Annotated in this window: 24 protein-coding genes; 10 read left to right on the top strand and 14 right to left on the bottom strand. The window is 52.9% G+C overall.

The features are described from left to right. Positions 1–56 precede the first annotated feature (56 nt). Positions 57–392 (bottom strand): GIY-YIG nuclease family protein, encoded by a 336-nt coding sequence (locus BLU05_RS15035; RefSeq protein ID WP_091881367.1) that lies wholly within the window; start codon positions 390–392, stop codon positions 57–59. A gap of 143 nt (positions 393–535) precedes the next feature. Here BLU05_RS15035 and BLU05_RS15040 point away from each other — a divergent pair, with 143 nt between their 5' ends. Further along, positions 536–1180, top strand: a complete 645-nt coding sequence (locus BLU05_RS15040; RefSeq protein WP_091881370.1) for a DUF2239 family protein — start codon at positions 536–538, stop codon at positions 1178–1180. A 96-nt stretch (positions 1181–1276) separates the two neighbouring features. After that, on the top strand, positions 1277–2647 hold the full coding sequence (locus tag BLU05_RS15045) for an MATE family efflux transporter (RefSeq protein ID WP_210184613.1): 1371 nt from the start codon (positions 1277–1279) through the stop codon (positions 2645–2647). Positions 2648–2656: 9 nt separating this feature from the next. On the opposite strand, the gene BLU05_RS15050 is transcribed toward BLU05_RS15045, so the two are convergent. From BLU05_RS15050 to pepT, 8 genes are all read right to left on the bottom strand, one after another. Then, on the bottom strand, positions 2657–3571 hold the full coding sequence (locus BLU05_RS15050) for an SMP-30/gluconolactonase/LRE family protein (protein ID WP_091881372.1): 915 nt from the start codon (positions 3569–3571) through the stop codon (positions 2657–2659). Positions 3572–3736: 165 nt separating this feature from the next. Beyond that, positions 3737–5362 carry an FGGY-family carbohydrate kinase gene (locus BLU05_RS15055; RefSeq protein WP_091881375.1) on the bottom strand — a complete coding sequence of 542 codons (1626 nt, stop codon included), beginning with the start codon at positions 5360–5362 and terminating at the stop codon, positions 3737–3739. A 5-nt stretch (positions 5363–5367) separates the two neighbouring features. Further along, positions 5368–6450 (bottom strand): zinc-binding dehydrogenase, encoded by a 1083-nt coding sequence (locus BLU05_RS15060; protein ID WP_091881377.1) that lies wholly within the window; start codon positions 6448–6450, stop codon positions 5368–5370. 35 nt (positions 6451–6485) lie between these two features. Next, a complete protein-coding gene (locus BLU05_RS15065; RefSeq protein WP_210184617.1) occupies positions 6486–7448 on the bottom strand; it encodes an ABC transporter permease in 963 nt (320 codons plus the stop codon). A 10-nt stretch (positions 7449–7458) separates the two neighbouring features. Then, positions 7459–8991, bottom strand: coding sequence for a sugar ABC transporter ATP-binding protein (locus BLU05_RS15070; RefSeq protein ID WP_091881381.1), 1533 nt, complete (start codon positions 8989–8991; stop codon positions 7459–7461). A 55-nt stretch (positions 8992–9046) separates the two neighbouring features. Next, positions 9047–9967, bottom strand: coding sequence for an ABC transporter substrate-binding protein (locus BLU05_RS15075; protein WP_091881384.1), 921 nt, complete (start codon positions 9965–9967; stop codon positions 9047–9049). 112 nt (positions 9968–10079) lie between these two features. After that, positions 10080–10964 (bottom strand): helix-turn-helix domain-containing protein, encoded by an 885-nt coding sequence (locus BLU05_RS15080; RefSeq protein ID WP_091881387.1) that lies wholly within the window; start codon positions 10962–10964, stop codon positions 10080–10082. A 255-nt stretch (positions 10965–11219) separates the two neighbouring features. Then, a complete protein-coding gene (gene pepT / locus BLU05_RS15085) occupies positions 11220–12458 on the bottom strand; it encodes a peptidase T (RefSeq protein WP_091881389.1) in 1239 nt (412 codons plus the stop codon). Between the two features lie 163 nt (positions 12459–12621). Between pepT and BLU05_RS15090 the strand changes: the two genes are divergently transcribed. Next, positions 12622–14220 (top strand): ABC transporter substrate-binding protein, encoded by a 1599-nt coding sequence (locus tag BLU05_RS15090; protein WP_091881391.1) that lies wholly within the window; start codon positions 12622–12624, stop codon positions 14218–14220. A 95-nt stretch (positions 14221–14315) separates the two neighbouring features. On the opposite strand, the gene BLU05_RS15095 is transcribed toward BLU05_RS15090, so the two are convergent. Then, positions 14316–14903, bottom strand: coding sequence for a response regulator transcription factor (locus tag BLU05_RS15095; protein WP_091881393.1), 588 nt, complete (start codon positions 14901–14903; stop codon positions 14316–14318). An 833-nt stretch (positions 14904–15736) separates the two neighbouring features. Here BLU05_RS15095 and BLU05_RS15100 point away from each other — a divergent pair. The 7 genes from BLU05_RS15100 to BLU05_RS15130 all read left to right on the top strand — a co-directional run bounded on the left by BLU05_RS15100 (position 15737) and on the right by BLU05_RS15130 (position 21566). Then, a complete protein-coding gene (locus tag BLU05_RS15100) occupies positions 15737–16096 on the top strand; it encodes a hypothetical protein (protein WP_091881396.1) in 360 nt (119 codons plus the stop codon). A gap of 484 nt (positions 16097–16580) precedes the next feature. Then, on the top strand, positions 16581–17771 hold the full coding sequence (cfa, locus tag BLU05_RS15105; protein ID WP_091881398.1) for a cyclopropane fatty acyl phospholipid synthase: 1191 nt from the start codon (positions 16581–16583) through the stop codon (positions 17769–17771). A 194-nt stretch (positions 17772–17965) separates the two neighbouring features. After that, positions 17966–18472 (top strand): Lrp/AsnC family transcriptional regulator, encoded by a 507-nt coding sequence (locus tag BLU05_RS15110; protein ID WP_091881401.1) that lies wholly within the window; start codon positions 17966–17968, stop codon positions 18470–18472. A gap of 87 nt (positions 18473–18559) precedes the next feature. Continuing rightward, complete coding sequence (locus BLU05_RS15115) at positions 18560–19348, top strand: ABC transporter substrate-binding protein (RefSeq protein WP_091881404.1); 789 nt, start codon at positions 18560–18562, stop codon at positions 19346–19348. A gap of 104 nt (positions 19349–19452) precedes the next feature. Beyond that, positions 19453–20130, top strand: coding sequence for an amino acid ABC transporter permease (locus BLU05_RS15120; protein ID WP_091881406.1), 678 nt, complete (start codon positions 19453–19455; stop codon positions 20128–20130). Then, complete coding sequence (locus tag BLU05_RS15125) at positions 20127–20801, top strand: amino acid ABC transporter permease (protein ID WP_091881408.1); 675 nt, start codon at positions 20127–20129, stop codon at positions 20799–20801. The genes BLU05_RS15120 and BLU05_RS15125 overlap by 4 nt, the downstream gene beginning before the upstream one ends. Before the next feature lie 36 nt (positions 20802–20837). Then, entirely contained in the window at positions 20838–21566 is a 729-nt protein-coding gene (locus BLU05_RS15130; RefSeq protein ID WP_091881410.1) for an amino acid ABC transporter ATP-binding protein, read from the top strand. Between the two features lie 18 nt (positions 21567–21584). On the opposite strand, the gene BLU05_RS15135 is transcribed toward BLU05_RS15130, so the two are convergent. The 4 genes from BLU05_RS15135 to BLU05_RS15150 all read right to left on the bottom strand — a co-directional run bounded on the left by BLU05_RS15135 (position 21585) and on the right by BLU05_RS15150 (position 24442). Beyond that, entirely contained in the window at positions 21585–22319 is a 735-nt protein-coding gene (locus tag BLU05_RS15135; protein ID WP_091881413.1) for an amino acid ABC transporter ATP-binding protein, read from the bottom strand. Then, entirely contained in the window at positions 22297–22956 is a 660-nt protein-coding gene (locus tag BLU05_RS15140; protein WP_091881415.1) for an amino acid ABC transporter permease, read from the bottom strand. The genes BLU05_RS15135 and BLU05_RS15140 overlap by 23 nt, the downstream gene beginning before the upstream one ends. Next, positions 22953–23624: an amino acid ABC transporter permease gene (locus BLU05_RS15145; RefSeq protein WP_091882290.1), complete on the bottom strand. Its 672-nt coding sequence runs from the start codon at positions 23622–23624 to the stop codon at positions 22953–22955. Before BLU05_RS15145 ends, BLU05_RS15140 begins: the two co-directional genes overlap by 4 nt. 68 nt (positions 23625–23692) lie before the next feature. Then, the gene (locus tag BLU05_RS15150) at positions 23693–24442 is read right to left on the bottom strand and encodes a transporter substrate-binding domain-containing protein (protein ID WP_091882293.1); all 750 of its coding nucleotides are present in this window, start codon (positions 24440–24442) and stop codon (positions 23693–23695) included. Between the last annotated feature and the right edge of the window lie 435 nt (positions 24443–24877).

The following is a 24877-nucleotide window of genomic DNA, read 5'->3' on the forward strand; positions in this document are numbered from 1 at the left end:
CGTGCCCATTCCACGTCGGGCCCTTCATTTGAAGGTTTCGCGGAAATCGTCGCCGATCAAATTGCCAATCCACCAAGCAATGAGCGCCAGTATAGAGCCCGCTCCTTGAGCCGCGCATCGCGCACATAGACCAGATCTTCATTGTCCAACCGTTCAAGTTCTTCGAATGTGAAATTCTCGGCTCCGTTATCATTCCATGCCTGCTGCAATTCCCGGCACGGATGATTGCCGAGACGAAGTGTGAACCATAGACGGTTCTGGATCGTGTCGAGAGTTGTGCTTTGGCCAATCCACGCAGTGCCGGACATGAGGCAGCGAATGGCATAAATCCCCATAATCAACTTTCTTTCCTTGTAGGCGGTCGTCGCAGCTTTCCTGTTTTCAGTTTTCATCCATCATTCCAATCATTTCAGACATTTCGAGCTGCAGACCAAATAACAAGCAATTCGACTTCGGTCAATTTATTACCCGGATGATATTGACTATAGTATTAAAGCCCGGATATAAAACATCGCATTAACAGCGAGCCAATTCCATGACCGACCATCTTTCCAAACCTTGCACCGCCTTCGAAGGCAATCGCATCCTGTCATCAGGCCCTTTGATTGAGGTGGCGCTGGCCGTAAAGAATGCATCTGAAGAAAAGCGCGCAACTGAGCCGCTTCTTGTCTTTGACGACGCCACGGGTCGCGCGATGGATTTTGATTTACGCGGAACCAAGGCGGATATCATCGCCAGACTGGTGCAATCTTCGGTGGCTGCGAGCAATCAACCGAAAGTGCCTCAATCAGTTGCGGAGTCCGCGACTGACACCATCGAAACCGCTCCGCGTGGACGAGGCAGGCCAAAACTGGGAGTGATTGCACGCGAGGTCACGCTGTTGCCGCGCCATTGGGAATGGCTCGCAGCACAAAATGGAGGCGCATCGGTTGTTCTGAGAAGGCTGATAGACGAAGCCAGAAAGGCCGGTGGCAGCGAACAAAAAATACGTGCGGCGCGGGAAGCCGCTTATCATTTCATGTCCGCCATGGCAGGTAACTTACCACACTTCGAAGAGGCGATCCGCGCCTTGTTTGCGGGTGATCGGGAAGCATTCATTGAACACATTGCTGATTGGCCTGAAGACATAAGCAGATATGCAACAAAGCTAGCCTACGGAGACGCTGCCCTCTCCCCATAATCTGACAGCTAGCCTCTTCCAACTACCCACAATCAAATCCTCAGAACTGGAGTGGCCTACCGCTCCGGAAAGGCAGGCTTGTGCCTGACAATCAAGATGAACCAACAAACGACCACACCGGTTGCCTCAAGACCTCTCTGGCAGATCTACCTTGCTATCCTGCTCCCTATGATGCTGACGAATATTCTGCAGTCGGCATCCAGTACGGTTGACGGGATATTTCTGGGTCAGCTTCTCGGGATCAATGCCGTTGCTGCTGTATCCGCATTCTTTCCCGTCATCCTCTTGCTCTTTGCGATTGTCATTGGCGTTAGCAGTGGCGCGACTGTTCTCATCGGTCAGGCATGGGGTGCGGGTGACCATAGCAAGGCTCGAACCGTGGCCGTCACAGCGCTTGCCATGATGATCGTTGCAGGTCTTGCCGTGAGCATCGTCGGCGGCTTGCTGGCTCCAAAGATTATATCGCTGCTGGGAACGCCCGTGGGCATTCAGACTGAAGCCACGACCTATGCAAGAACATTGCTGATCGGGATGCCGTTTATCTTCATACTCTGGCTGGTAACATCAATGAGCCGTGGCGTATCTGATGCGGTGACACCGTTATGGGCATTGTTGGTTGCCACGATTATCTCCCTGATTTTCACACCCGCCCTGATCCTCGGCTGGTTTGGTCTGCCTCAACTCGGCGTCGCCAGTGCGCCGGTTTCAACGATTATTGCGTCCATCGCCGCCTTGCTTTGGCTCGGCCAGCATTGGCGGCGCAAGAACCATCCCCTTGCCCCTGACTTTCGGCAGTTGCTGAAAATACGCATCAATCCTATCATGGCCAAAGTCATCCTGCGTATCGGTGTGCCGATGGCTGTACAGATACTCACTATGGCGATTGCCGAGATTGTGCTGCTTGGTCTGGTAAACCAGCACGGTGCACAAGCAACAGCCGCCTATGGAGCAATCAACCAAATATTGAACTGGGTGCAGTTTCCGGTCATGTCGCTCGGCATCACGACTTCGATCCTTACATCCCATGCCATCGGGGCGGGACGACCGGAGCGGATCAGTAAGATCTTACGGACGGGACTCATGCTCAATATCGTCACCACCGGCAGTTTTGTCCTGCTTGGCTACACCCTTGCCAAACCCATTATCGGTCTGTTCATCACCGACCGCGACGTCGTGGCTTCGGCAACCCACCTTCTGCACATTGTTCTGTGGAGCCTGCTTCTCGTTGGGGCAACAAGCGTCCTGACTGGCGTCATGCGTGCCAACGGAACAGTTTTTGGCCCGACAGCTCTATCAATTCTGGCTATTCTCGCAATCGAGATACCTTTGGCGTACGGGCTGAATGCCCGGCTTGGCCTGCCCGGGATTTGGTTCGCCTATGCCACGACGTTTGTCTCGATCTTGCTCTTCCAGTCGCTGTTCTTTCACTTCGTATGGCACAAGCAACAGGTCTCACGACTGATCTAGATCTAACCCTCAAGGTTGCTGCGCGCCGGTTGTTGTCACATAGATCGCGTAAAGCGATTTCGTCGCCGTGATGAACAACCGGTTGCGACGGGGGCCTCCAAAAGTCAGGTTGGAAACGCCCTGGGGGACTTTGATCTTACCAAGCAATACGCCGTCGGGACCAAAACAGTGAATGCCATCGGCCGCACTTGACCACAGATTGCCATCCGTATCGACCCGCATACCGTCTGGAATCCCGTTATCAATATGGGCGAATACACGACTATTGTTCAATGTCCTTCCATTGACAACATCAAATACGCGGATATGCCTTGGCGCGCCTTCCGTATGGCTTGCACCGGAATCTGCAATGTAAAGCAGGCTTTCATCCGGTGAAAAAACAAGGCCATTGGGCTGAAGGAAATCGGTTACAACAGCTGAAATGTCGCCGTTCTCGGGATCAAGCCGATAGACATTGCGTGACGGCTGTTCAGGATCCGATTTATACCCCTCATAATCAGAGAGAATTCCATAGGTTGGATCAGTAAACCAAACCGAGCCATTCGAATGGACGACGACATCGTTGGGAGAATTAAGCTTCCTGCCAAGATATTGATCCGCCAGAACAGTTATGGTTCCATCCACTTCGGTTCGGGTGACCCGGCGCGCACCGTGCTCGCATGATACGAGGCGGCCTTGCCGATCCCGTGTATGACCATTGGCAAAATTGGAAGGTGACCGGAAGACGGAAACACCCCCATCCGGCACCCAGCGCAACATGCGCTGGTTGGGAATATCGCTCCACAAAAGGCAATTGCTGTCATTGAACCACACCGGTCCCTCGGCCCAACGGCAGGAAGAATACAGTTCCTCAAGCGCTGCACTTCCGACAATGAGAGACCGAAAACGTTGATCGTGAATTTCGTAAAGCTCGGTATTGGCCATTGGGGGGATACACCAGTTTAGCGTTGGTCAAAATTGCATCGACCGGCAATCACAATCACGCTGATGATGATAGTGCCTGTCATGACCGCCAAATCTATAGGTATTGAGCATCGACACAAGTGATGGATCACAGGCCCTTGAGCCTATGATCCGAGCCTTGGGAGGCTAGAGCGGTTTCATCAGCTGCCGTATTTCCCAATCAGCGATCTGCAGGAGCCGATAGACCTGCATTTTGCTGTGATGGTATTGAGCTATGTCATTACCACCGGGGTGATAAACTTTATCGATATGGGACATTACGCCCATCGCTTCACTGGTTGACGAAAATGCCCCGGCGGCCATCGCTCCCAGAATGGCAGCGCCCAGCAATACGGGCTCACTGCTCGTCGGAACTGCAACGGGAACGCCCGTCGTATCGGCGAGAATTTGACGGACCAGTTCTGACTGTGCCGCTCCGCCGCTGGCAACAACTATCGCAATGTCGATGCCTTGTTCTTTCAGGGCATCGATGATCTGGCGGCAGCCATAACCAAGACCGCACAGCCCTGCAACATACAGATCAACCAATCCCGATACGTCCCGGTTTGCATCAGCTCCGGCAATAATAGCCCTGGCATCGGGATCAGCATTGGGAGAGCGATTGCCCAGGAAATCCGGCAGGACATGCACACTTCGCGCGCGGAGTGCAGGTTCACTCAGGTTTGAGCCACCTATCACGGCCTGTTGTTCAAGCCATGCTACAAGTGACATGCCGCCTTCCGCAGCGAGTATGTCTGCCTCTGGAGAGGCCGGATGCATGTGTATCAACTGATCAATGGCCGCACCCGCCGCCGATTGACCAGCTTCATTGAGCCACAAATCCGGGACCATGGCCGAATAATACGGACCCCAAATACCTTTCACGTAAGTTGGCTCGCGTGTCGTTGCCATGGCACAGGCGGAGGTACCAAAGATGTAGGCAATTGAATTTTCCAACGGGCCCAGTCCGCTCGCTCCGACAGTGCCAATTCCGCCAGCATGGGCATCAATGAGTCCAGCACCGACGGGCGTGCCCGCATTCATTCCGAAATCGAGAGCGGCTTGCGAAGTCAGTCCACCAGCCAATGGTGTTCCCGCCGCAACGACCTTCGAGCCAATTTGCTCAAAGGCGTTTTCTGTAAGTTCGCCCAAGCCAATGCTATGAAAATAGCTCTCATCCCACCGCCTTTCATGAGCAAGGTAGGTCCACTTGCATGTGACCGTGCAAACAGATCGAGCAAGACTGCCTGTCATCCGCCATGTCAGATAATCGGAAAGATCAAAGAAATGGGCGGCAGATGCAAAACTATCCGGCTTGTTTTCCTTAAGCCAAAGCAATTTCGGCGTTTGCATTTCCGGCGAGAGCTTGCCACCGACATAATGCAAAACCGGATGACCCGTTGCATTGATACGTTCCGCCTGCTCGGTTGCCCGGTGGTCCATCCAGACGATGACGTTACGTTGCGCATCATTGGATGGGCCCACCGGCACTGGCAAACCGTTTTGGTCTACCACTGCAAGTGAGCAGGTGGCATCGACGCCAACACCGGCAATATCAGACGCAACAATACCGGCCGACCCAATGGCGGCTTTTACGGATTTTGCGACGGCAGCCCATATATCATCCGTTGATTGTTCGACAATTTCGCCAGCCTCATACCACGTGCGAACAGGGTGTTTGGCGGAAGCAAGCAGCACTCCCTGTTTGTCAAACAACCCTGCACGCGCGCTGCCGGTACCGACATCAATCCCAAGAAACACGCTGCTGCTCACGCTTTTTACTCGGCAGCCTGGCGCAAGCGCGGAACCATCAAGACTTTGACAGCATCCGGCCGCGCGGAAACTTCCAAGGCCTCATCCCAGTCATTCATGTCATAGTGGTGGGTGACGATCCCTTTCGAGGTGACAAGCTTGCGATCAAGAAGATCGATAGCAACGGGATAACAATAGGGGCCTAGATGCGCACCACGCAGATCGAGTTCCTTGCGGTCGCCGATAATGGACCAATCGGCTGTGGTCTCATGACCAAAGACCGAAAACTCCACGAACCGCCCCAGCTTGCGGATCATTTGCAGCCCTTGCGTCACGCCGATCGGCGCACCTGTTGCCTCGATATAAACATCGCAGCCATAGTCCTCGGTCAGCGCCTTGATGCGGCCAACCGCATCCTCATTTTTTGGATTGATCACGATATCGGCTCCGAACTTCTTGGCCAGTTGCAACCGCTCATCGACAGGATCAATGACGATAAGTTTCTTTGGTGTCTTCAGATGGGCAATTTGCGTCATCATCAATCCCAATGGGCCGGCGCCAGCAATGACCACGACATCGTCGAGTTGGACATCACCCCGGTTGACCGTATGGATGGCACAGGCAAGAGGTTCGACAATCGCAGCGTCTTCCAAAGGCATATTGGATGGAATTTTGTGTACACGGGCGTTGGATGGGATGCGCATGTATTCAGCCAACCCGCCATCGGCCACATCCTGCTGGAAACCGAAAATGTCGTGCTTCTCGCACATCCAGTAAGAACCGGATTGGCAATAGCGGCATTTGCCGCAAGGAACGATCTGTTCAGCAATGACAGTATCCCCAAGGGCGACGCCGAAATGCAGATCAGCGCCCGGTCCCATTTCGGCCACGTAGCCGAAGAATTCATGGCCCGCGACAACCGGCGCTTTGACCCATGGGTCCTTCCAGAACATATCAGCGCCGGACCAGCACTTTCTGTCCGATGCGCAGATACCGCAGGCTCCGATCCGGATGACCAGTTCATTTGGCCCAGCAACGGGTTTGGCGATCATCTCGACCCGGTAGTCTTTGGGCCCGTGGCAAACGATGGCAGTCATTGTGTCAGTCATTTTTCATACTCTGCAAGTTGGTTGATTGGAAAGATTCAGCTGCGCCGTTCGCGGCCGATGTAAATGGCAAGAAGAATGATCCCGCCCTTGATCACATTCTGGACGTAAGGGTCGACACCCATCATGTTCAGACCGTTATTCAGCACACCCAACAGCAAGGCTCCGATGAGCGTGCCAATAACAGAGCCACGCCCGCCCGCTATCGAAGTCCCTCCGAGAACAACTGCCGCGATGGCATCAAGTTCAAAACCGGTGCCGGCATTGGGCTGTCCGCTCATGAGACGGGAGGTCAGAACGATGGCTGCAATCGATGCGGTGAAGCCGCTGAGAACGTACACAAACAGTTTGGTACGGCTAACGCGTACGCCGGAAAGGCGCGTCGCAGTTTCATTGCCACCGATTGCATAAACATGCCGCCCGAACGGCGTTCGTTCCAGCAGCACCCATGCCAGCACATAAACAACAAGCATGATGAGAATCGGCATCTGAACGCCCAGAACCGTACCGCCGCCAAAGAACTTGATCCATGATGGCAGGCCGCTGATGGGATAGCCGCCTGAATACATGAGGCCAAATCCGCGCGCTATGCCCATCGTGGCAAGGGTGACGATGATTGACGGCATTCCCGCAAACGCGACCAGCCCGCCATTAAAGACACCAATACCGATGCCGATACCAATACCTGCCAGAAGAGCCAGCGATGCGTTGAGACCAGCAACCATGAGCCCCGCGGCAATGGTCCCGGCAAGCGCCATGACAGCACCGACCGATAGATCAATCCCGCCAGTCAGAATGACGAACGTCATGCCAGCGGCGATGATGGCAATGATCGATACCTGCCGCATGATATTGGTGATGTTTGCCACGGACAGAAAGCTGTCGCTGGCAAAAACCATGATGATGGATACGGCCAGAAGCCCTAGCAATGGATAAAAAATCGGGGACTGCCTGAGCACCCGCAGCAGATTCTGCTGCTTCAATGCCATACCAGTCGCCATCTGTGTTTGATCAGACGAAGTCATGATGGATACCTGCATTGTGGTTGGTTTCACCTGCCGTTGCGTAACGCATGATGTCCTCAGGCGTGATCTGCGGCGGTTCAAGAATGGTGGCAATCCTGCCCTGTTTGAACACAGCCACCCGGTCAGACATACCGACGATCTCAGGCAGTTCCGAAGAGATCATGACAATGGAAAAACCACGTTCAGTCAGTTCGCGCATGAGCTGGTAGATTTCCGCCTTGGCGCCCACATCGATGCCGCGCGTGGGTTCGTCAAAGAACAGGATATCGGCATGGTGATTGAGCCATCGGGCGATGACAACCTTTTGCTGATTGCCTCCAGACAGACTATCGACACGACTTTCCGGGCCGCTGGCCTTCAGCTTCACCTTTTTCATCATGTCGAGGGCACTGTCGTGCTCGGCCTTTCCGTCGATGAAAAAATGCCATTGTTTGTATTTGCCCAGATTGTTGAGCGTCATATTGTTGCGCACGCTGGAGGACGCAATCAGGCCCTCGCCTTTCCGATCTTCCGGCAACAGTCCGATCCCTTGCAGCAGCGCATCGCTTGGGCTGGAAAGCTTGGCATCTTTTCCATGCACCCTGACCTTTTTACGGATCGTCGAGATTGCTCCGATGATCCCAAGTGCGGTTTCCGTTCGACCTGAGCCCACAAGTCCGGCAAATCCCAGAATTTCGCCCTTGTAGAGACTGAAACTATTGACCGGGTCACCACCCGCCAACTGCAACTCAATGACATCGAGTGCGATCTCGTTTCTCGGCGGATTAAACGGCTTTGACGGAAAGCTCTTTTCGATCTTCCGGCCAACCATCAGTTCGACCAGTTCATCGATATTTGTCGAGCCTACAGCCCGTTCACCAACAAAACTGCCATCCCGCAAAACAGTGATCCGGTCACAGATTTCAAAAATCTCATCGAGGTGATGTGAAATGAAAATCATTGCAACACCCTGACGCCGCAGTTCCCGCATGATGGCAAAGAGATGCTCGGCTTCGCTTGGTGTTAATGTTGCGGTGGGCTCATCGAGAATGAGAATGCGTGCATCAAGCGCCAGTGCCTTGGCAATCTCAATGAACTGCTGCTGCGCGATGCTCAAATTCTGCACCGGCTCATCCAGCGGAATAGTAATGCCGAGCCTGTCGAGCAGTTCTCTCGACCGCTGGCGCATGCGTCCGCGCTGCAGCATGCCGAAAGCAGAGCGCAGCTCTCGCCCGAGAAATATGTTTTCAACCGCGTTGAGATAGGGGATCAGGCTGAATTCCTGAAAAACGATACCAACGCCTGCCTTGACTGCATCCTCATAGCGGGCAAAGACACAATCCTGTCCTTCAATCAGAATTCTGCCCGCATCCGTCCTGTGGACACCGCATAGAATTTTCATCAGCGTCGATTTTCCAGCACCATTTTCACCCAGCAGCGCGTGGATTTCACCGGCCTTGACGATCATGCTGACATCGGTCAACGCCTTGATGCCGACAAAGCTCTTTGAAATATTCTCGACTTGCAAAAGTGGGCTCATCGTTGCGTTCCTCCGCAATGAGGTTTCCCGCGTCTGGCGGGAAACCTCATGCTGGTTACCAGCTGAAACCAGATGCGTTCTTTGCATCGACCACGACCACATCGATCGGTAACGCTTGCGGAACGACCTTTGCACCCCAGTGCTTTGCCAAAGCCAAGGCGAGACCAATGCGCACCTGATCACGGGGAAACTGGGCTGTCGTTTCGATGAAGGCTCCGCCTTTGCCGATGGCTTCAACAGCCTCAGGCGCACCATCCACGGAGGTGAGTTTGATATCCTTGCCACTGGCTTCGATTGCCGAGAGCACCCCCATCGAACCACCATCATTGACCGAGAAAATACCCTTCAGATTGGGATGCGCCTGGATCATGTTTTCGGTGACACTCAGGGCTGTGTCGCGTTCCTGCTTGCCGTTCTGCACTTCTACGATCTTGATACCAGGCACTTCGCCCAATGCTGCCTTGCATCCTTCAACACGCTGCAGAATGGGAACAACAGGAATGCCGTCCAGTATGGCGACCTCTCCGGAACCACCAAGTGCCTGCGCGAGATACTTGCAGGACATATAACCGGCATCGCGGTTTTTTGAGCCTACGAAACTGTCCACCGGACCAGAAGCATTGGCATCCACCGCAACAACGATAATACCGGCGTCATGGGCCGCTTGCACCGCAGCTTCGATACCACTGGAATCAGTTGGATTGACGAGAAGGATATTGATGCCTTGCTGGATCATGTCTTCAACATCGGCGATCTGCTTGGCCACGTCGTGTCGAGCATCCGTAACGACAACTTCGGCTCCGAGCGATTTTGCTGCCGCGTTCAACGCATCCTGCATGCTGACGAAATAAGGGTTGTTGAGCTCCTGAAAAGTCATGCCGATTTTAAGCGGCTTGCTTTGGGCGAAAGCCACAGCCTGGCTGCCGCCAATCAGAATTGCCGCGACTGATGCCGCCTTGATGAATGAACGCAACATTGTGTCTCCTCCACTTGTTGTTTGCGCTACAGATAAATCTCTCCCTTTCGCAGGAACGGTTTTCGCGTTTCTACGTCAGTACTCAGTCAATGGTGGTCGTGTTTGCTGCCGGTCAGGCAGCTGCCTTCCTCGCGAACTGTTCTGCGTGCAGCACGCGGAATCTCGAGGGTGCCATTGCTTTCAGTGCCAAAAACTGGCGATTGAAATTCGAAAGATTATTGAAGCCCACCTCGTAGCAAATATCCGTAACGGACATACCCTCCTCGCTCATCAGCAGCTGACAGGCGAGATTGATGCGCAACCGGTTGATATATTGCACGGGCGTCATACCCGTGTGCTTGTGAAAGGAGCGGGAAAATGCACTTGCGCTCTGACCCGCAATCGCCGCCAGGCTGCTTTCCTTCTTCGGCGATGTAAGGTTTTCGGCGATGTAGGACAAAACCTTGTTCATCGACACGGACATATAACCCGACGGGTCTGGCATGTAGTTGTGGCTTGCCAGCGGCTTGCGCTCCGGTGCATTGACCAATTGATGAATGATCTGCATGAAAAGAGCGATACGGCGTGCACCATGCGCATCGACAAGCTCACTCAAATTGGGTTTTACGGCTTTCGCTGTCTCCGGATCAAAGAGCAATCCGCGCGGGCTCTCCTGCAGGATCGTCTTGAAAACAGCAAGTTCCGGAAATACGTCCATCGTATTTTCAATAAACCGTTCAGTGAACTGGACGATCAGGCCACGCCTCTCGATGACCTGACCTTCGGGCACATTGCTAACCCAATTGTGGGGCAGATTTGGTCCGGTCAGAATAAGGTTACCTGGTTCAAATTCACCGATGAAATCACCGACGAAATAACGACCGGATGTTTCTACAATCAAATGGATTTCATATTCAGGGTGAAAATGCCAACGAACTGTATGATAAGGATAACCGTGCGACCAAGCTTTGAAGGCCTCACCGCGACAAATCTGTACAACTTCAAGATCTGGTCTCATTGGCCCTCCTCCGGCAATGAAACGCACTGAGCCGTCTGCGTTGTTAATTCGGATAACGAGCCGGTTTGCTTGTGGTGTTGATCCTCCTCCAAGTTCACCGGCCATTCTCTGGCTCTTGAACAAAACACTAAACGCGCGATAGCAATTCAGCTACCTCGTTTTCAGCGCCACACTGATACTTTTTTGATATTTTGCTTACTCAAACTTCAAAATATGCACCAGCGATACGCTGATTGGATGGCTGATTGTGAAAACCTATCCCCTATCCGGATTAGCCGCACGACGCAGAATCTCAACAACCATTTCGGAAGCTTTGATGAGCGACCCAACCGGAAGAAACTCATAGAGCGAGTGGAAGTTGTGAGCCCCACAAAAGAGATTGGGGCATGGCAAACCTTTTTCCGAGAGTACGGCTCCATCATAACCACCGCGCATCGGAATGGACTTGGGCTCCACGCCAATTGCCCGCATTGCTTCCAGTGCCAGATCGACCGGATAGCGATTAGCGCCCTGCAGGCTTTCGGCAACGTTGCGATACATGGGCGTATAAGTGGAAACTACAGTCTGGGCACCATGGAGCTGGTTGAAACTTTCAACAAGGGTCTGCACGAAGTGACGCCGATGCTCAAAACCGGCCTGTGTAAAATCGCGGATATCGAGGACAATTCGAGCCTCGGCAACGGTGCCATGGAGGGATTTTACCCAATAATAGCCTTCCCGGTTTTCCGTATATTCAGGACGCTCCCCTGCCGGAAGCATCGATATGAACTGCTGGGCAAATAGAACCGCATTGCGCAGCTTTCCTTTGGCGGACATCGGGTGAGCCGTCTGGCCCCGCACCGTTATATGGAACTCGCCCGCGTTCCAGTTCTCATAGACAATCTCGCCGATCGCACAACAATCCAGTGTGTAGGCGAAGTCTGCGTTAAGAGATGCTACATCCAGCGCCTTGGCGCCCAGAAGACCGATTTCTTCATCCGGAACAAAGACAACCTTCACGTCGCCATGCTCGATCTGCGGATTTAACTGAAGGGTCTGCATTGCATGCATGATCTCGGCGATGGCCGATTTGTTGTCTGCGCCGAGCAGGCTCGTTCCATCTGTGACGATGATGCGGTCACCGACATAACGCTCAAGTTCAGGGAACTCGCCTGCCCGCATGACGACACCGAGCGCTTCGCTCAGCACGATGTCACCACCGTTGTAATCTATGATTTGAGCATGCGTATCCGTGTTATACTCGTGGCTGGTATCCAGATGGGCTACCCATGCAACGGTCGGAATTTTGCGGCCTTTATCCATCACGTTGGATGGAAGCGTACCCACTACGATTGAATGGTCTCTTTCCTCAACGCTCAGACCCAACGCACGCAATTCGCCGGCCAGCAAACGCGCCAGAACCGTCTGCCCCGAACTGGAGGGCAGATGCCCCGCCCCCGGCACTGTGGTGCTGTTGATGCGGGTGTAATTCAGAAATCGTTCAACAACGTCCATCGGGGTTCCTTACATCTGACCGAGGGGCTGATTTCAATGATTCCCCCTCTTGCGACAAGTGTTTATTGATTGATACATTTGTATTGCATTGTTTCAAACCCTCGGTGATAAATTCTAATCCCAACAACTGCGGCAAGTTGATTCCTAGAAGAGACAGGACGATATGAAACTCCCCGAAAAGATTTTTTCAGCGACCATTCTAGCAATCGCATTGAGTGGACCGGCATTAACCGCTGCCTCGGCAAAAACATTGATCTATTGCTCGGAAGCCTCCCCGGATGGCTTCGATGCTGCTGCCACCACATCAGGTGCAACCTATGACGCCTCCGCGCGCAACGTTTCCAATGGTCTTATCAAGATAAAACGCGGTTCAACCGAACTTGAGCCCGGACTTGCCGAGAGCTGGGCTATTTCCGCAGATGGCAAAGAATATACATTCCACCTTCGTAAGGGCGTAAAGTTTCAGACCACCAGTTATTTTACCCCAACACGGGATTTCAATGCCGACGATGTCATATTTACCTTTGATCGGCAGGGCAACAAAGCCAATCCCTACAATGGCAAAGGCGTTTGGCCACAGTACAATTCCTATTCATTTCCAAGCTTGATCGAAAAAATCGAAAAACTTGACGACAATACCGTCAAGTTCATCCTCACCCGGCCAGAGGCAACGATGATTGCCTCCTTGTCCCTCACATTTGCGGTGATCCAGTCAAAGGAATATGCGGACAAGCTTCTGGCTGAGGGTAAGCAGGATCAATTTGGTCTGTTCCCTGTCGGGACAGGACCCTACCAGTTTGTCGATTATCAGCCGGATACGGTCATTCGCCTGCAGGCTAATCCTGATTATTGGGGAGGCAAACAAAAGATCGATGATCTGATCTTCGCCGTCACGCCTGATGCCTCTGTCCGGTATCAGAAACTGAAAGCGGGTGAATGCCATGTTATGGCCTATCCTAATCCGGCGGATATTCCAGAGATGAAAGCCAATCCTTCGATCAATGTGCTGCAAAAAGAGGGCCTTAATGTTGGTTTTCTGGCGTATAACACATTGGCTGTTCCATTTAACGACGTTCGCGTGCGCAAAGCCATCAATATGGCTGTCAATAAGCAGGCGATTATCGACGCAATTTATGGTTCGACCGGCATTGTCGCCGTCAATGCAATCCCGCCCGGCGTCTGGTCTTACAACAAGACGATTAAGGACGATCCATACGATCCGGAGCAATCGAAAAAATTGCTGGCCGAAGCAGGCGTGAACGATCTTTCCATGAAGATCTGGGCAATGCCGGTTCAACGTCCTTATATGCCGAATGCGCGCCGCGCGGCCGAGATGATGCAAGCCGATTTGGCGAAGGTAGGGATCAAGGTCGAAATCATTTCCTATGATTGGACCGAATATCTGAAAAGATCGTTGGAAAAGGATCGGGATGGCGCTGTCATCGTTGGTTGGACCGGCGGAATTGCCGATCCGGACAATTTCCTTGCAGCTCTTCTCGGCTGTCAGGCTATAGGCAGTGGTAATCGCGCCAACTGGTGCAATGAGGATTTTGAGAAGCTTATTCAAGCTGCGAAACTCACGACGGATCAGGCCGAGAGAACCAAGCTATACGAACAAGCGCAAGTTGTGTTCAAAGAACAGGCACCATGGATGACGATTGCCCATCAGGTCGTGCAACAGCCCATCAGTGCCAAGGTCAAAGACTTCCGGGTTGATCCATTTGGCGGCAACCTCTTCGAAGATGTTGATATAGAAGAATAGGAAAGACACGCAACTGAGCAAGGGCTAACTTGCTCAGTTGCCGATTTCCATCCGATACCGAACCGGATGCTGACGACGTGACGCGGAAGAACGTTTTATTGAACGGCTATTTTCATCTGAACAAATTCCGCCACCGACGAGGTGCCCAGCTTTTCAGAAATATTGGCTCTATGTGCATCGACCGTTCGCAGCGAAATGTTTAGGGCGCCGGCAATTTCCTTCGAGCCCCATCCCCTGCAGACGAGGCTAAGGATTTCATTTTCACGGCGAGTTAATGTCGCAAGCAACGCCTCTGTTTCCCGTTTTTCCAACGCAACCACGAGCGCTCGATCTGCCTTGGTCAAGGCCTCGAACAATTGCTCCTGATCAACGGGCTTTGAAAGAAAGTCCACAACACCGGATTTGAATGCATCCCGGCAACTGTTCAAATCGCCATGTCCGGTAATGATTATGATCGGCCATATAATATCTCTCGATATCAGTTCCCTCTGCAATTCCAGTCCCGACAGTTCGGGCATCTGCAAATCCAGAAGCAAATAACCGGGCGGTAGCGGATCGACGTTTTGGAGAAAGTCTACAGGATCGCTGAAGGTCACAACATCTATCTTGTACGCTTCGAAGAGCAGGCAAAGCCCTTCCCTGACCGCAGAATCATCATCAACGAGGTAGACCGGATAGCGCATCAAAGCATCACCTTGTCCAGTTGTGACAGACCCAGTGTAAATTGGGCACCTCGGTCATTCAAGACATTAACTTTGTTGCCGATCATACCGAACTTTCAACATCGAGAACGAACTCGAACTTGCAGTCTTCCAAGTGACGACCCGCCGATTGGTGGCAAGCGCCACCACTTACAGGTATTAACCCCATCATTGGGGATAGTGTTACTGGAACACTCAAGCGGACAAATGAAGCCAATTCTCCCAATTTTCATGCCCATGAGGGAGGAGAACAATGCTTAGGGCATAGTTCTTCATCCCCCAGATCGCGCCGGCACCAATTACGCACGGATACGAAACTAAAAAATACGTCGATGAAATACTGCCACAAGAATAGGCTTCAACGATTTAACCGTAGATGGCTTGGCAATTCGGCATTATGAAACCCCTGTATAAATCTCCATAAAATACGAACTCATTCAAAAACAATGTTGCACTAGTGCAATAGGATCATAGCGCATGCGGATAATACATTCGTATTTGTACCTAGCGGTACGATTCTGACATTGTATGTTGTGCATGATGTCAAATTCGTTCCCTGAAACCTTTGGCGTTCAACCCGGACAGCAACATTTTGCATGTCCAGTTACCCAGATCGAGCGCCAAGCCTTAAATTCATCGAACACGCCATCGAACCGGCTCGGGATGCCGCAAGGAATACCCAACCCTAGGTAGCCATACATATTTATTCTGATCTGGCCGCGTACTACACTGCCCTGAGTTGCCTCAACTGAGAGGCTCTTCGGACACACGTTGGAAATAATGGCAAATGTCATCTACCGTATAATGGACAAGGCATGAATGATTTCCAGACGGCACACTCGATCAAACCGCGAGAGTTATACCGCTTTAAGCGTGCAGCTCAAGATGTTCTGATGATAGCGCTTTATCGAAACAAGATGAATCCTGCAGTCCTCAAATCAATCGTTGCCGATGATGCGGTGAACGCGATTATCACCCTGCTCATCCACGCGCAGCGTGCGGACCAGGAACAAAAATCTACGAGAAGGCAAATCCGCCGCGCAAAGATGGCACACGTCACCCAGGCACGAGCCTCCCGTGTCTCCTTAGCCGCTCCCAAACTCAAACAAAGCAATCCCAGTGAAAGCGCAAATGAGGTCGAGCAAAGTGCAGAAACTTGCGCAACGTCGGAGTAACGGCGCTGGAATGCAACTACGGCCAAGCTGACGGGCGATCAGCCTTCCTCAAGCAATCCATTGCGTCAACAATCGACAGGTGCGAGTGGCCAATTACGCGGTCCTTTACGCCCAAGACCCACGCAATGAATAAATCATTGTAGCAGGCTTTTTCTGACGAAAAAGGCAACGGGCTCTGCAAACGTGTGTTCATTTGAATGAAGAATGACAAAGCAACAAATCACTCGCAATAGGTAATACTACGTATGTGCCCCGATCGCACACCGGGCGAAATAGCTTGGACGACAAGGATCGTTACAGAGATTCGTCAGGATTTTCGGTGAAACGTCATGCTGGTTTCCCACCCAACAATTAATCTCTTCGACTGCATATCTGGTAAATATGCAGTTCCATGAAGGTTTTGACATTTCACTATCCATACTGCTCATATAGCGCCCACTGATGTTTTGACGGTACAGTCAAAAATGCCAACGCGGGAGCTAGCATGGACCTTGATTTTGATAATGGATCGACAAGGAAAACAGCACCGCAACCAACGACACCCAGCGGCACGAAGGCCTCCGCTATCGGAACGCTGGGTAATCTTCTCGGTCGCGCCGGTATCCGGATTAATGGCGACGCTCCATGGGATATTCAGATCAAGGATGAAAGAGCCCCCACCCGCATACTGGCTCAGGGTAGCTTGGGACTTGGCGAAAGCTACATGGATGGCTGGTGGGATTGCGCATCTCTGGATATCTTCTTTGAACGGATATTTCAGGCCAATCTGACAGAGCATGTCACGGCAAAAGACATTGTGCAGACATTGAAGGCACGTTTGCTCAACCTGCAGAATAGCAGGCGGTCATGGCAGGTCGGCAAGGCGCATTACGATGTTGGCAATGACCTTTTTTCTGCAATGCTCGATAGCCGCCTGACCTATTCCTGCGGATATTGGAGAGAGGCCGACAATCTCGAAGATGCGCAGGCAGCAAAGCTCGATCTCGTTTGCCGTAAACTCGGCCTTCAGCCCGGAATGCGGCTTCTGGACATTGGTTGCGGCTGGGGCAGCCTTATGCAATTTGCTGCAGAAAACTACGGCGTTTCCTGTATTGGCTTGACGATATCCAAGGAGCAGGCAGAGTTCGCGCGTCAAAAGCTAAGCGGACTGCCCGTGGAGTTTCGTCTGGCCGATTATCGCTCGTTCAATGTAGACGGGCAGGAGAAATTCGACCGTATCGCATCAATCGGCATGTTCGAGCATGTTGGCCACAAAAATTATGGTGCTTTTTTCGATACCAGCAAACGCAGTCTGGTCGCAGACGGATTGTTTCTGCTGCACACGATTGGAAGAAAACGCACCCGGAACGTCATAGACCCGTGGTTCGATCGCTATATTTTCCCGAATGGTGAACTGCCATCCTTGAATGAAATATCCACCAGTGTGGATGGCCGGTTTGTCATCGAAGACGTTCACAATTTTGGCGCCGACTACGACAAGACGCTGATGGCGTGGCATGCTCGATTTGAAGCGGCATGGCCGCAATTCGCGTTGAAGTACGGCGAGCGGTTCTATCGGATGTGGCGATACTATCTCCTGTGCATGGCAGGATGTTTCCGGGCTCGCCAGATACAGCTTTGGCAAACAGTCCTTTCACCGTCAGGTGTTCCGGGAGGCCATCTGCGCCATTCCTAGGACGCCAATGTAAATCATGTTGGCGGAGGCGTTCTCACGGTGGACCTGGGTGCGTTTATCCGTCAGCACAAAGCTACTCGCACGAACGAATGTAAATCTATCAGAACACTTGTATTGTGAATTCATCACGCATAGGATGTTTTATATCAGAAAGAATTTTCTTCATTTTTTTCCACTCATGAAAGTCAGCCCATTTGCGGGATCATCTCGACCAGACCGATCGTCGGCTCGTCAAACTGCTTTCACAGGATGGGCAGCTCGCCATTACGCGGCTTGCCGAGATGATGGAGATATCCGTACCCACGGTGCGGACCCGTCTGCGCAACCTGCTTGACCGGGATCTTCTCAAGATTACAGGGTCGCTCAATCTGACCGAGCGGCCGGAATTGATCTCGGCGATTGTCGGCGTCAATGCACAAGGGCGTGGCCGAGCCCGCGAGATTGCGCGGCGCATTGCGGAATTACCCTTTGTGAGTTCCGCATCCGTGGTGACAGGACGGTTCGATATCATTGTCGAGGTTGTCGTTGCCGGGGATGTCGCTGATCTTTACCGCGTCACAAGTGAATTGATTCCCGCGGTCGGCGATCTGGGAGAGATCGTTCGCACCGAAACCTTCGTGGTCATGGCGTCATGCAATAAATGGGTGACCTTGCCGGAAGGCTGCTGGTCGGAAGGTCCCGACCCAACGCCTGTTGAATGATTGAGTTGGAAGATCCCGTCCGAGGAGGTCGGACTATACCAATAACGCCTAAAAATAGGCGGGGCATATAACGAGGAGGAACAGAGAATGAAGGTTGCCAAACTGGTTATCGCAGGTCTTGCGATGCTCACTGCGGCCAGCACTGCAAATGCCGGAACGCTGGATGATATCGTCAAGCGCGGGGAATTGCGTGTTGCGGTACAGACGCAGGGCCCTCCCTTTTCCATGGTTGATCAGGCAGGCAAGCGCACCGGCAGTTCCGTGGAGCTTGCCGAGCTGATGGCAAAGGAAATGGGCGTAAAGATCAGCTTTCTCGACTTTGATTGGGATGGTCTTATTCCGGCGCTTCTGTCAGGGAAGGCCGATCTGCTTGTCGCAGACATGACCCCGACCCTGCCGCGCGCCATGAAAGTCGCTTTTACCAAACCCTTCATGTTCACGGGCAGCACCGTCTTCGCAAAGGCGGGGAGCAAGTTCACGACGATCGACTCCTGCAAGGCAGCAGGCACCAAAATCGCCGTTCTGCTCGGCGCTACCGGCGAAAAGGTAGCCAAGGCGACCTTCCCGGATGCTGACATCAAAAGCTACAAGGGTGGCGGTCCGCTCCTGCTCGATGCGGTTAACAATGGTCAGGCCGATTGCGGCGTCAACGACGTCTCAGCTGTAAAGGGCCAATCCGCCGCCTATCCGGCCGGAACGTTCACCGTGATGCCGGAACTGCTGTCGAAAGAGCCGCTGGCATTTGCCACCCGCTACGATGAACAGGACCTTCTTATCTGGATGAACCTGTTTCTCGATCAGGTAGCAATCGATGGCCGTCTCCAGAAAAACCTGGATTATTGGGTCGAATCCGATGCCTGGAAAAAAGATCACTAGGCATGGATAGGTTTGGGTGGTCGTAGCCGGTTCGTTAAAGCCGCCTACGGTCACCCACCTGCCGGATCACTATTCGCACGGTCGCCTGAGGGATCATCCCGGACATGCTTGAAAATTTCAGCTTTCGCACCATCGTCGAATACCTGCCGCTGTTCGGCCACGGCTTCCTCGCGACGCTTTGGCTGTCGATTGTTTCCTTCGCCGGTGCTCTTGCTGTCGGAATAATTCTTTGCGCCATGAATTTGCAGCGCTCGCGCTTAGCCAATGTCCCCGCAAAGATTTATATCGATGCCATTCGCGCAACGCCTCTGCTGGCACAGCTTTATTTCCTCTACTTTGGCCTGCCACGACTTGGCATTGTATTGCCGGAACTCGTTGTCGGTATCCTCGCTCTATCGTTGAACAGCGGCGCCTATATCGCCGAGATTATTCGGGCGGGTATCCTGTCCATCTCACGCGGACAAGTGGAGGCAGGTATTGCATCGGGGATGACCTACATGCAACGCATGCGCCTCGTGGTATTGCCGCAAGCGTTCCGCGTAACAATTCCTCCGCTCCTTGGCCAAGCGATTGTGCTGGTGAAGGACTCTGCGCTGCTCTCCCTGATATCGGTCTCGGAACTGACCCGCGCCGGGCAGCTCCTGGCTTCAGACCGCTTCATGCCGGCTGAAGGTTTTATTACAACCGCTGCCTGTTATCTCATCCTCTATTATGGATTGAAGGGCCTCGCAGCCCTGTCAGGCCGGTGGCTTGGCCAACAGTCAGTCAGGAGCCGCACATGATCTGGCAGCAATTCCAAAGTCTTATCGGCAGCTATCCGCTGGCTCTGCGGGGTCTAGGCATGACCGTGGCACTATCACTCATCAGCCTTGTCGTTGGCACGCTTGTCGGCTTTGCCCTCGGCATATTGAGGACAGGCGGTAATCAATTGATCAGCCGGGCCATTGGTGTCTGGGTCGATCTGATACGCGGCACACCGTTCCTTGTGCAGATTTTCCTGATCTTCTTCATTCTGCCTGAATTGGGCATTGAGCTTGACGCGTTCACAGCCGGTATCATCGCTCTATCCAATCTGGCTGCCTGCTTCATCTGCGAAATCGTTGCCGCCGGTATTCGTGCTGTTCCGACCGGGCAGGTCGAGGCGGCGCTTGCATCGGGCCTGGCACGCTGGCAAAGAATGCGACAAGTTGTGCTGCCTCAGGCCATGCGGATGTCGCTACCGCCGCTAGTGGGGCAATATGTGCTTCTTATCAAGGATTCGTCGGTTGTCTCGGCAATCGGCTTGACCGACCTGACCCGGGTTGGCTGGCTTGTCGTGCAACGGGTGCCGAATGGCCTTCTTGTGTTCGCCATTGTTGGCATTGGCTATTTTGTCGTCTGCTATCCACTCATACTGCTCGCCCGCAGGCTCGAAAGCCGCATGGGCGCTGCGCATGGCGAGGTACAATTGTGAGAATTGGCCGACACTTCATCAAGGAAGGTATCAGGCATGATTGAGTTTCGCGGCGTCAATAAATGGTTCGGAGCGCTGCATGTGCTCAAGGACATCACACTCAACGTGGAACCGCGTGAAGTGGTGGTGGTTTGTGGACCAAGCGGTTCCGGCAAAAGCACTCTGATCCGCTGCGTCAACGGCCTCGAGAGCACCAAGGACGGCGATCTTGTCGTTGACGGACATCGTGTCGGTGACCCCGCGACCGACATGACCGAACTTCGGGCCGAGGTTGGTTTTGTCTTTCAATCCTTCAATCTCTACCCGCACAAGACGGCCTTGGAGAACGTCACTCTCGCACCGATCCATGTGCGCAAAATCGCTCGTTCCGCCGCGGAAGCAGCCGGACGCGAAATGCTTGCAAGAGTTGGACTCGCCGACAAATTCAACGCCTACCCATCGGAACTCTCAGGTGGTCAGCAGCAGCGCGTCGCGATTGCGCGCTGTCTTTGCATGCGGCCCAAGATCATGTTGTTTGATGAACCGACATCTGCACTCGACCCTGAGATGATCAGCGAAGTGCTTGACGTTATGGTCAGTGTTGCCGAAGAAGGCATGACCATGATGGTCGTCACCCATGAAATGGGTTTTGCCCGCAAAGTTGCCCAGCGGGTGGTTTTCATGGATGCCGGCGCTATTGTTGAAAGCGGCACACCGGAAGAATTTTTCTCCAATCCAAAGACTGACCGCAGCCGTGCCTTCCTCAGCAAGATTCTGCGCCATTGATACCAGATTCCAGCTCGCTCAATGTTCTGCTGAAAAACCGAGGAATTGCTTTAGCTCAGGTGTCTGTGGATTGGCAAAGACCTCTTCCGGCTTGCCGATTTCATGTACCCGGCCCTGATGCATAAAGACGACCCGGCTACAGACGTCGCGGGCAAACTTCATTTCATGCGTTACCATCAAAAGTGTCATACCCTCAGCCGCCAGTTCGCGCACGACGGCCAGCACTTCGGCCACCAGTTCCGGGTCAAGCGCCGACGTGATTTCATCACACAACAGAGCGATGGGCTGCATAGCCAATGCGCGGGCGATGGCCACGCGCTGTTGTTGACCGCCTGATAATTCATCGGGAAACGCGTCGTATTTGTGTGCCAGACCAACCCGGTCAAGCATCTTGCGAGCCATAGCCTCCGCGTCCGCCTTCGGCGTCTTCTTGACCACCATCTGAGACAGCATGACATTGCCGCCCGCAGTCAAATGCGGGAACAGATTGAATTGCTGAAAAATCATCCCGACCTTGAGCCGCAACGCCTTGAGATGCAGCTCATCTGGAAGCAATTGCGCACCCGCAACCGCTATGGAGCCATCGTCGATCAGTTCCAAACCGTTGATGCAACGAAGCAGCGTGGATTTACCTGAACCACTTTTGCCAATAATCGCAATGACTTCACCGGGATCAACATCGATATTGATGCCTTTGAGCACCTCGTTCGATCCGAAGCTCTTGCGGACTTCAGTGACTTCGATGAGCGACATTGAGTTTCCTTTCCAGAATCTGGCTGCTCTTCGACAGTGGCCAGCAGAGGGCAAAATAAAACAGGGCGACAAGCCCATAGACGGTGAAAGGCTGGAAAGTGGCATTGGTAACAATGGTGCCAGCCTTGGACAGCTCAACGAAGCCAATGATTGAGGTGAGCGCCGTACCTTTTATAACTTGCACGGAGAAGCCGACCGTCGGCGGTATCGCGATCTTCAGCGCCTGCGGAATGATCACGTAACGCATCTGTTGGACGTAACCCATGCCCAAACTGGCTGACGCTTCCCACTGCCCTTTGAAAACCGATTCCACACAGCCCCGCCAAATCTCGGTGAGGAATGCCGCAGACCAGAGGATCAATGCGAAACCGGCGGCCAGCCACGCAGGAACATTGATGCCAAAGAGACCAAGGCCAAAGAAAGCGAGGAACAGCTGCATCAGCAGCGGTGTCCCCTGGAACAGTTCGACATAGTATTTGGCTACAAACCGCAGGAAACGCCCGCGGCCAATGCGCATGAACAAAAGCAATGTCGCAACAAGCCCGCCACCAATGAACGAAACGAGCGAAAGCAGAACCGTCCAGCGCATGGCAAGCAGAAGATTGCGCACAATATCCCAAAGCGTGAATTCGGTCATCGGACGGACCTCCTTGGGAAAATCAACCGGCCCGTGACAACGAGTAACTGTCGCAGGAGAATGGCCAGCAGCAGATAGATGGCAGTCGAAACGAAGTAAGCCTCGAAGGCCCTGAACGTTCGTGACTGGATAAAATTGGCTGCGAAAGTCAGGTCCTCGGCAGCAATTTGCGAAACGACTGACGAGCCAAGCATGACGATGATGATTTGCGACGTGAGCGCCGGCCATATCCGCTGCAGCGAAGGCACGAGAACCACATGACGAAAGGTCTCGAAGGGCGACATGGCGAGACTGGACCCGGCTTCGAACTGTCCGCGCGGAGTCGCCTGAATGCCAGCCCGGATGATTTCACAGCTGTAAGCGCCAAGATTGATGATCATCGCCAGATTGGCCGCCTGCAATTCACTCATCTGCACACCGAGCGACGGCAGGCCAAAGAAAATGAAAAACAACTGGATCAGGAAAGGCGTGTTGCGGATCAGTTCGACATATAAGGTTACGGGCGGCCGCAACCATTGAGGACCCAAGCTCCTGATCCAGGCGCAAAGGATGCCAAGCGCTATGCCAATGACTGCACCAACGGCAATCAGCTCAACAGTGATAGTGAGCCCCTTGAGAAAAACCGGCCAATATTGCGCCAGCCAGCTATAATCAAATACATATTTCAAAACGGAACCCCGCTCGGTGGAATGAATGAAACGCCATCCTGCAAAAGCATGATGGCGCACACCGTGGTTTAGAGGTCGGCAGGGATAGGTGCGCCCAGCCATTTCTGGGAGATTGCTGTCAACGTGCCATCGGTTTTGGCTGAAGAGATGATGCTGTTGATTTTCTCCAGAAGCTTTGGCTCGTTCTTGTTCAGGCCGATAGAACAGGGTGAATTCTTGATCAGGAACTTTAGCTCCGGCCGTTTTGGCGGGTTCTTGGCAAGAATCGCTGCAGCAACAACATTGCCCGTGGCGATAACCTCGACCTGGCCAGACAGGAATGCCGAGATTGTGCCATTATTGTCTTCGTAGCGCTTGATGACGCTGTCGCCGGGTGCGATCTTGGTAAGCTCCAGATCTTCGATCGCACCGCGCGTGACGCCGATCGTTTTTCCAGCCAAATCTTCAGCTTTGGAGATTGCTACCGTTGCAGGTCCAAACACACCATTGAAGAATGGGACGTAAGGCGCCGAAAAATCGATCACCGCTTCGCGTTCGGCATTCTTGCCAAGACTGGAAATTACCAGATCAACCTTGTTTGTCTGCAAATAGGGAATTCGGTTGGCGCTTGTCACCGGGACGAGTTCCGTCTTCACCCCCAGTTTTTCGGCAATCAGATTGGCTACATCAATGTCATAGCCCATCGGCGTCATATCAGTGCCAACGCTGCCAAATGGCGGGAAATCCTGCGGGACGGCCACACGAAGCACTCCGCGGGATGCAATATCCGCCAAAGCATCGGCAGACGCCGTACCTATTGGGCAAAGCGATCCAATCATCAGGATTGCCGCACCAAGAATTTTGAATAGTGATCTGCTGTTCATTTGCAAGCTTCCCAATTGGTCAATATCAGGAATGCCAAAGCAATTGTCGTGCCAAGAACCATAGAATTTGACTGGGACTGTACAGGTAGCTTACATCCGATCAATTGATCAGGGAGTCGCGCTCATAACTGAAAAGCGCGCTGCTCTTTATATCGGCACAAATACGCGAATGATCAAATTATGAGCACGACACTCCATAAGGACACGCCGCATTTTGATTCCCGTCAAATCGCAACGCGACAATTTGCATAGCTAATATGCAACTTTGTATGTTGCTCCAAATTTGAGCGATGCTATTTTGGAGATGTTAGGTTCTTTCCTCCCAGAAATCCTAACGCCGAATGCAGCAACCTCCTCCCTGCTGCATTTACAATCAAGGCCCAGCGCACC

It is taken from the genome of Phyllobacterium sp. OV277 (assembly GCF_900104355.1).
In the GTDB taxonomy this organism is placed as follows: domain Bacteria; phylum Pseudomonadota; class Alphaproteobacteria; order Rhizobiales; family Rhizobiaceae; genus Phyllobacterium.

Coding starts and splice junctions, on each gene's coding strand:
- BLU05_RS15075 (WP_091881384.1), bottom strand. CDS start 9,967: ATGTTGCGTTCATTCATCAAGGCGGCATCAGTCGCGGCAATTCTGATT.
- BLU05_RS15120 (WP_091881406.1), top strand. CDS start 19,453: ATGCTTGAAAATTTCAGCTTTCGCACCATCGTCGAATACCTGCCGCTG.
- BLU05_RS15070 (WP_091881381.1), bottom strand. CDS start 8,991: ATGAGCCCACTTTTGCAAGTCGAGAATATTTCAAAGAGCTTTGTCGGC.
- BLU05_RS15130 (WP_091881410.1), top strand. CDS start 20,838: ATGATTGAGTTTCGCGGCGTCAATAAATGGTTCGGAGCGCTGCATGTG.
- BLU05_RS15095 (WP_091881393.1), bottom strand. CDS start 14,903: ATGCGCTATCCGGTCTACCTCGTTGATGATGATTCTGCGGTCAGGGAA.
- cfa (WP_091881398.1), top strand. CDS start 16,581: ATGGACCTTGATTTTGATAATGGATCGACAAGGAAAACAGCACCGCAA.
- BLU05_RS15065 (WP_210184617.1), bottom strand. CDS start 7,448: ATGGCGACTGGTATGGCATTGAAGCAGCAGAATCTGCTGCGGGTGCTC.
- BLU05_RS15135 (WP_091881413.1), bottom strand. CDS start 22,319: ATGTCGCTCATCGAAGTCACTGAAGTCCGCAAGAGCTTCGGATCGAAC.
- BLU05_RS15100 (WP_091881396.1), top strand. CDS start 15,737: ATGAATGATTTCCAGACGGCACACTCGATCAAACCGCGAGAGTTATAC.
- BLU05_RS15125 (WP_091881408.1), top strand. CDS start 20,127: ATGATCTGGCAGCAATTCCAAAGTCTTATCGGCAGCTATCCGCTGGCT.
- BLU05_RS15045 (WP_210184613.1), top strand. CDS start 1,277: ATGAACCAACAAACGACCACACCGGTTGCCTCAAGACCTCTCTGGCAG.
- BLU05_RS15080 (WP_091881387.1), bottom strand. CDS start 10,964: ATGAGACCAGATCTTGAAGTTGTACAGATTTGTCGCGGTGAGGCCTTC.
- BLU05_RS15035 (WP_091881367.1), bottom strand. CDS start 392: ATGAAAACTGAAAACAGGAAAGCTGCGACGACCGCCTACAAGGAAAGA.
- BLU05_RS15140 (WP_091881415.1), bottom strand. CDS start 22,956: ATGACCGAATTCACGCTTTGGGATATTGTGCGCAATCTTCTGCTTGCC.
- BLU05_RS15090 (WP_091881391.1), top strand. CDS start 12,622: ATGAAACTCCCCGAAAAGATTTTTTCAGCGACCATTCTAGCAATCGCA.
- pepT (WP_091881389.1), bottom strand. CDS start 12,458: ATGGACGTTGTTGAACGATTTCTGAATTACACCCGCATCAACAGCACC.
- BLU05_RS15050 (WP_091881372.1), bottom strand. CDS start 3,571: ATGGCCAATACCGAGCTTTACGAAATTCACGATCAACGTTTTCGGTCT.
- BLU05_RS15150 (WP_091882293.1), bottom strand. CDS start 24,442: ATGATTGGATCGCTTTGCCCAATAGGTACGGCGTCTGCCGATGCTTTG.
- BLU05_RS15115 (WP_091881404.1), top strand. CDS start 18,560: ATGAAGGTTGCCAAACTGGTTATCGCAGGTCTTGCGATGCTCACTGCG.
- BLU05_RS15060 (WP_091881377.1), bottom strand. CDS start 6,450: ATGACTGACACAATGACTGCCATCGTTTGCCACGGGCCCAAAGACTAC.
- BLU05_RS15040 (WP_091881370.1), top strand. CDS start 536: ATGACCGACCATCTTTCCAAACCTTGCACCGCCTTCGAAGGCAATCGC.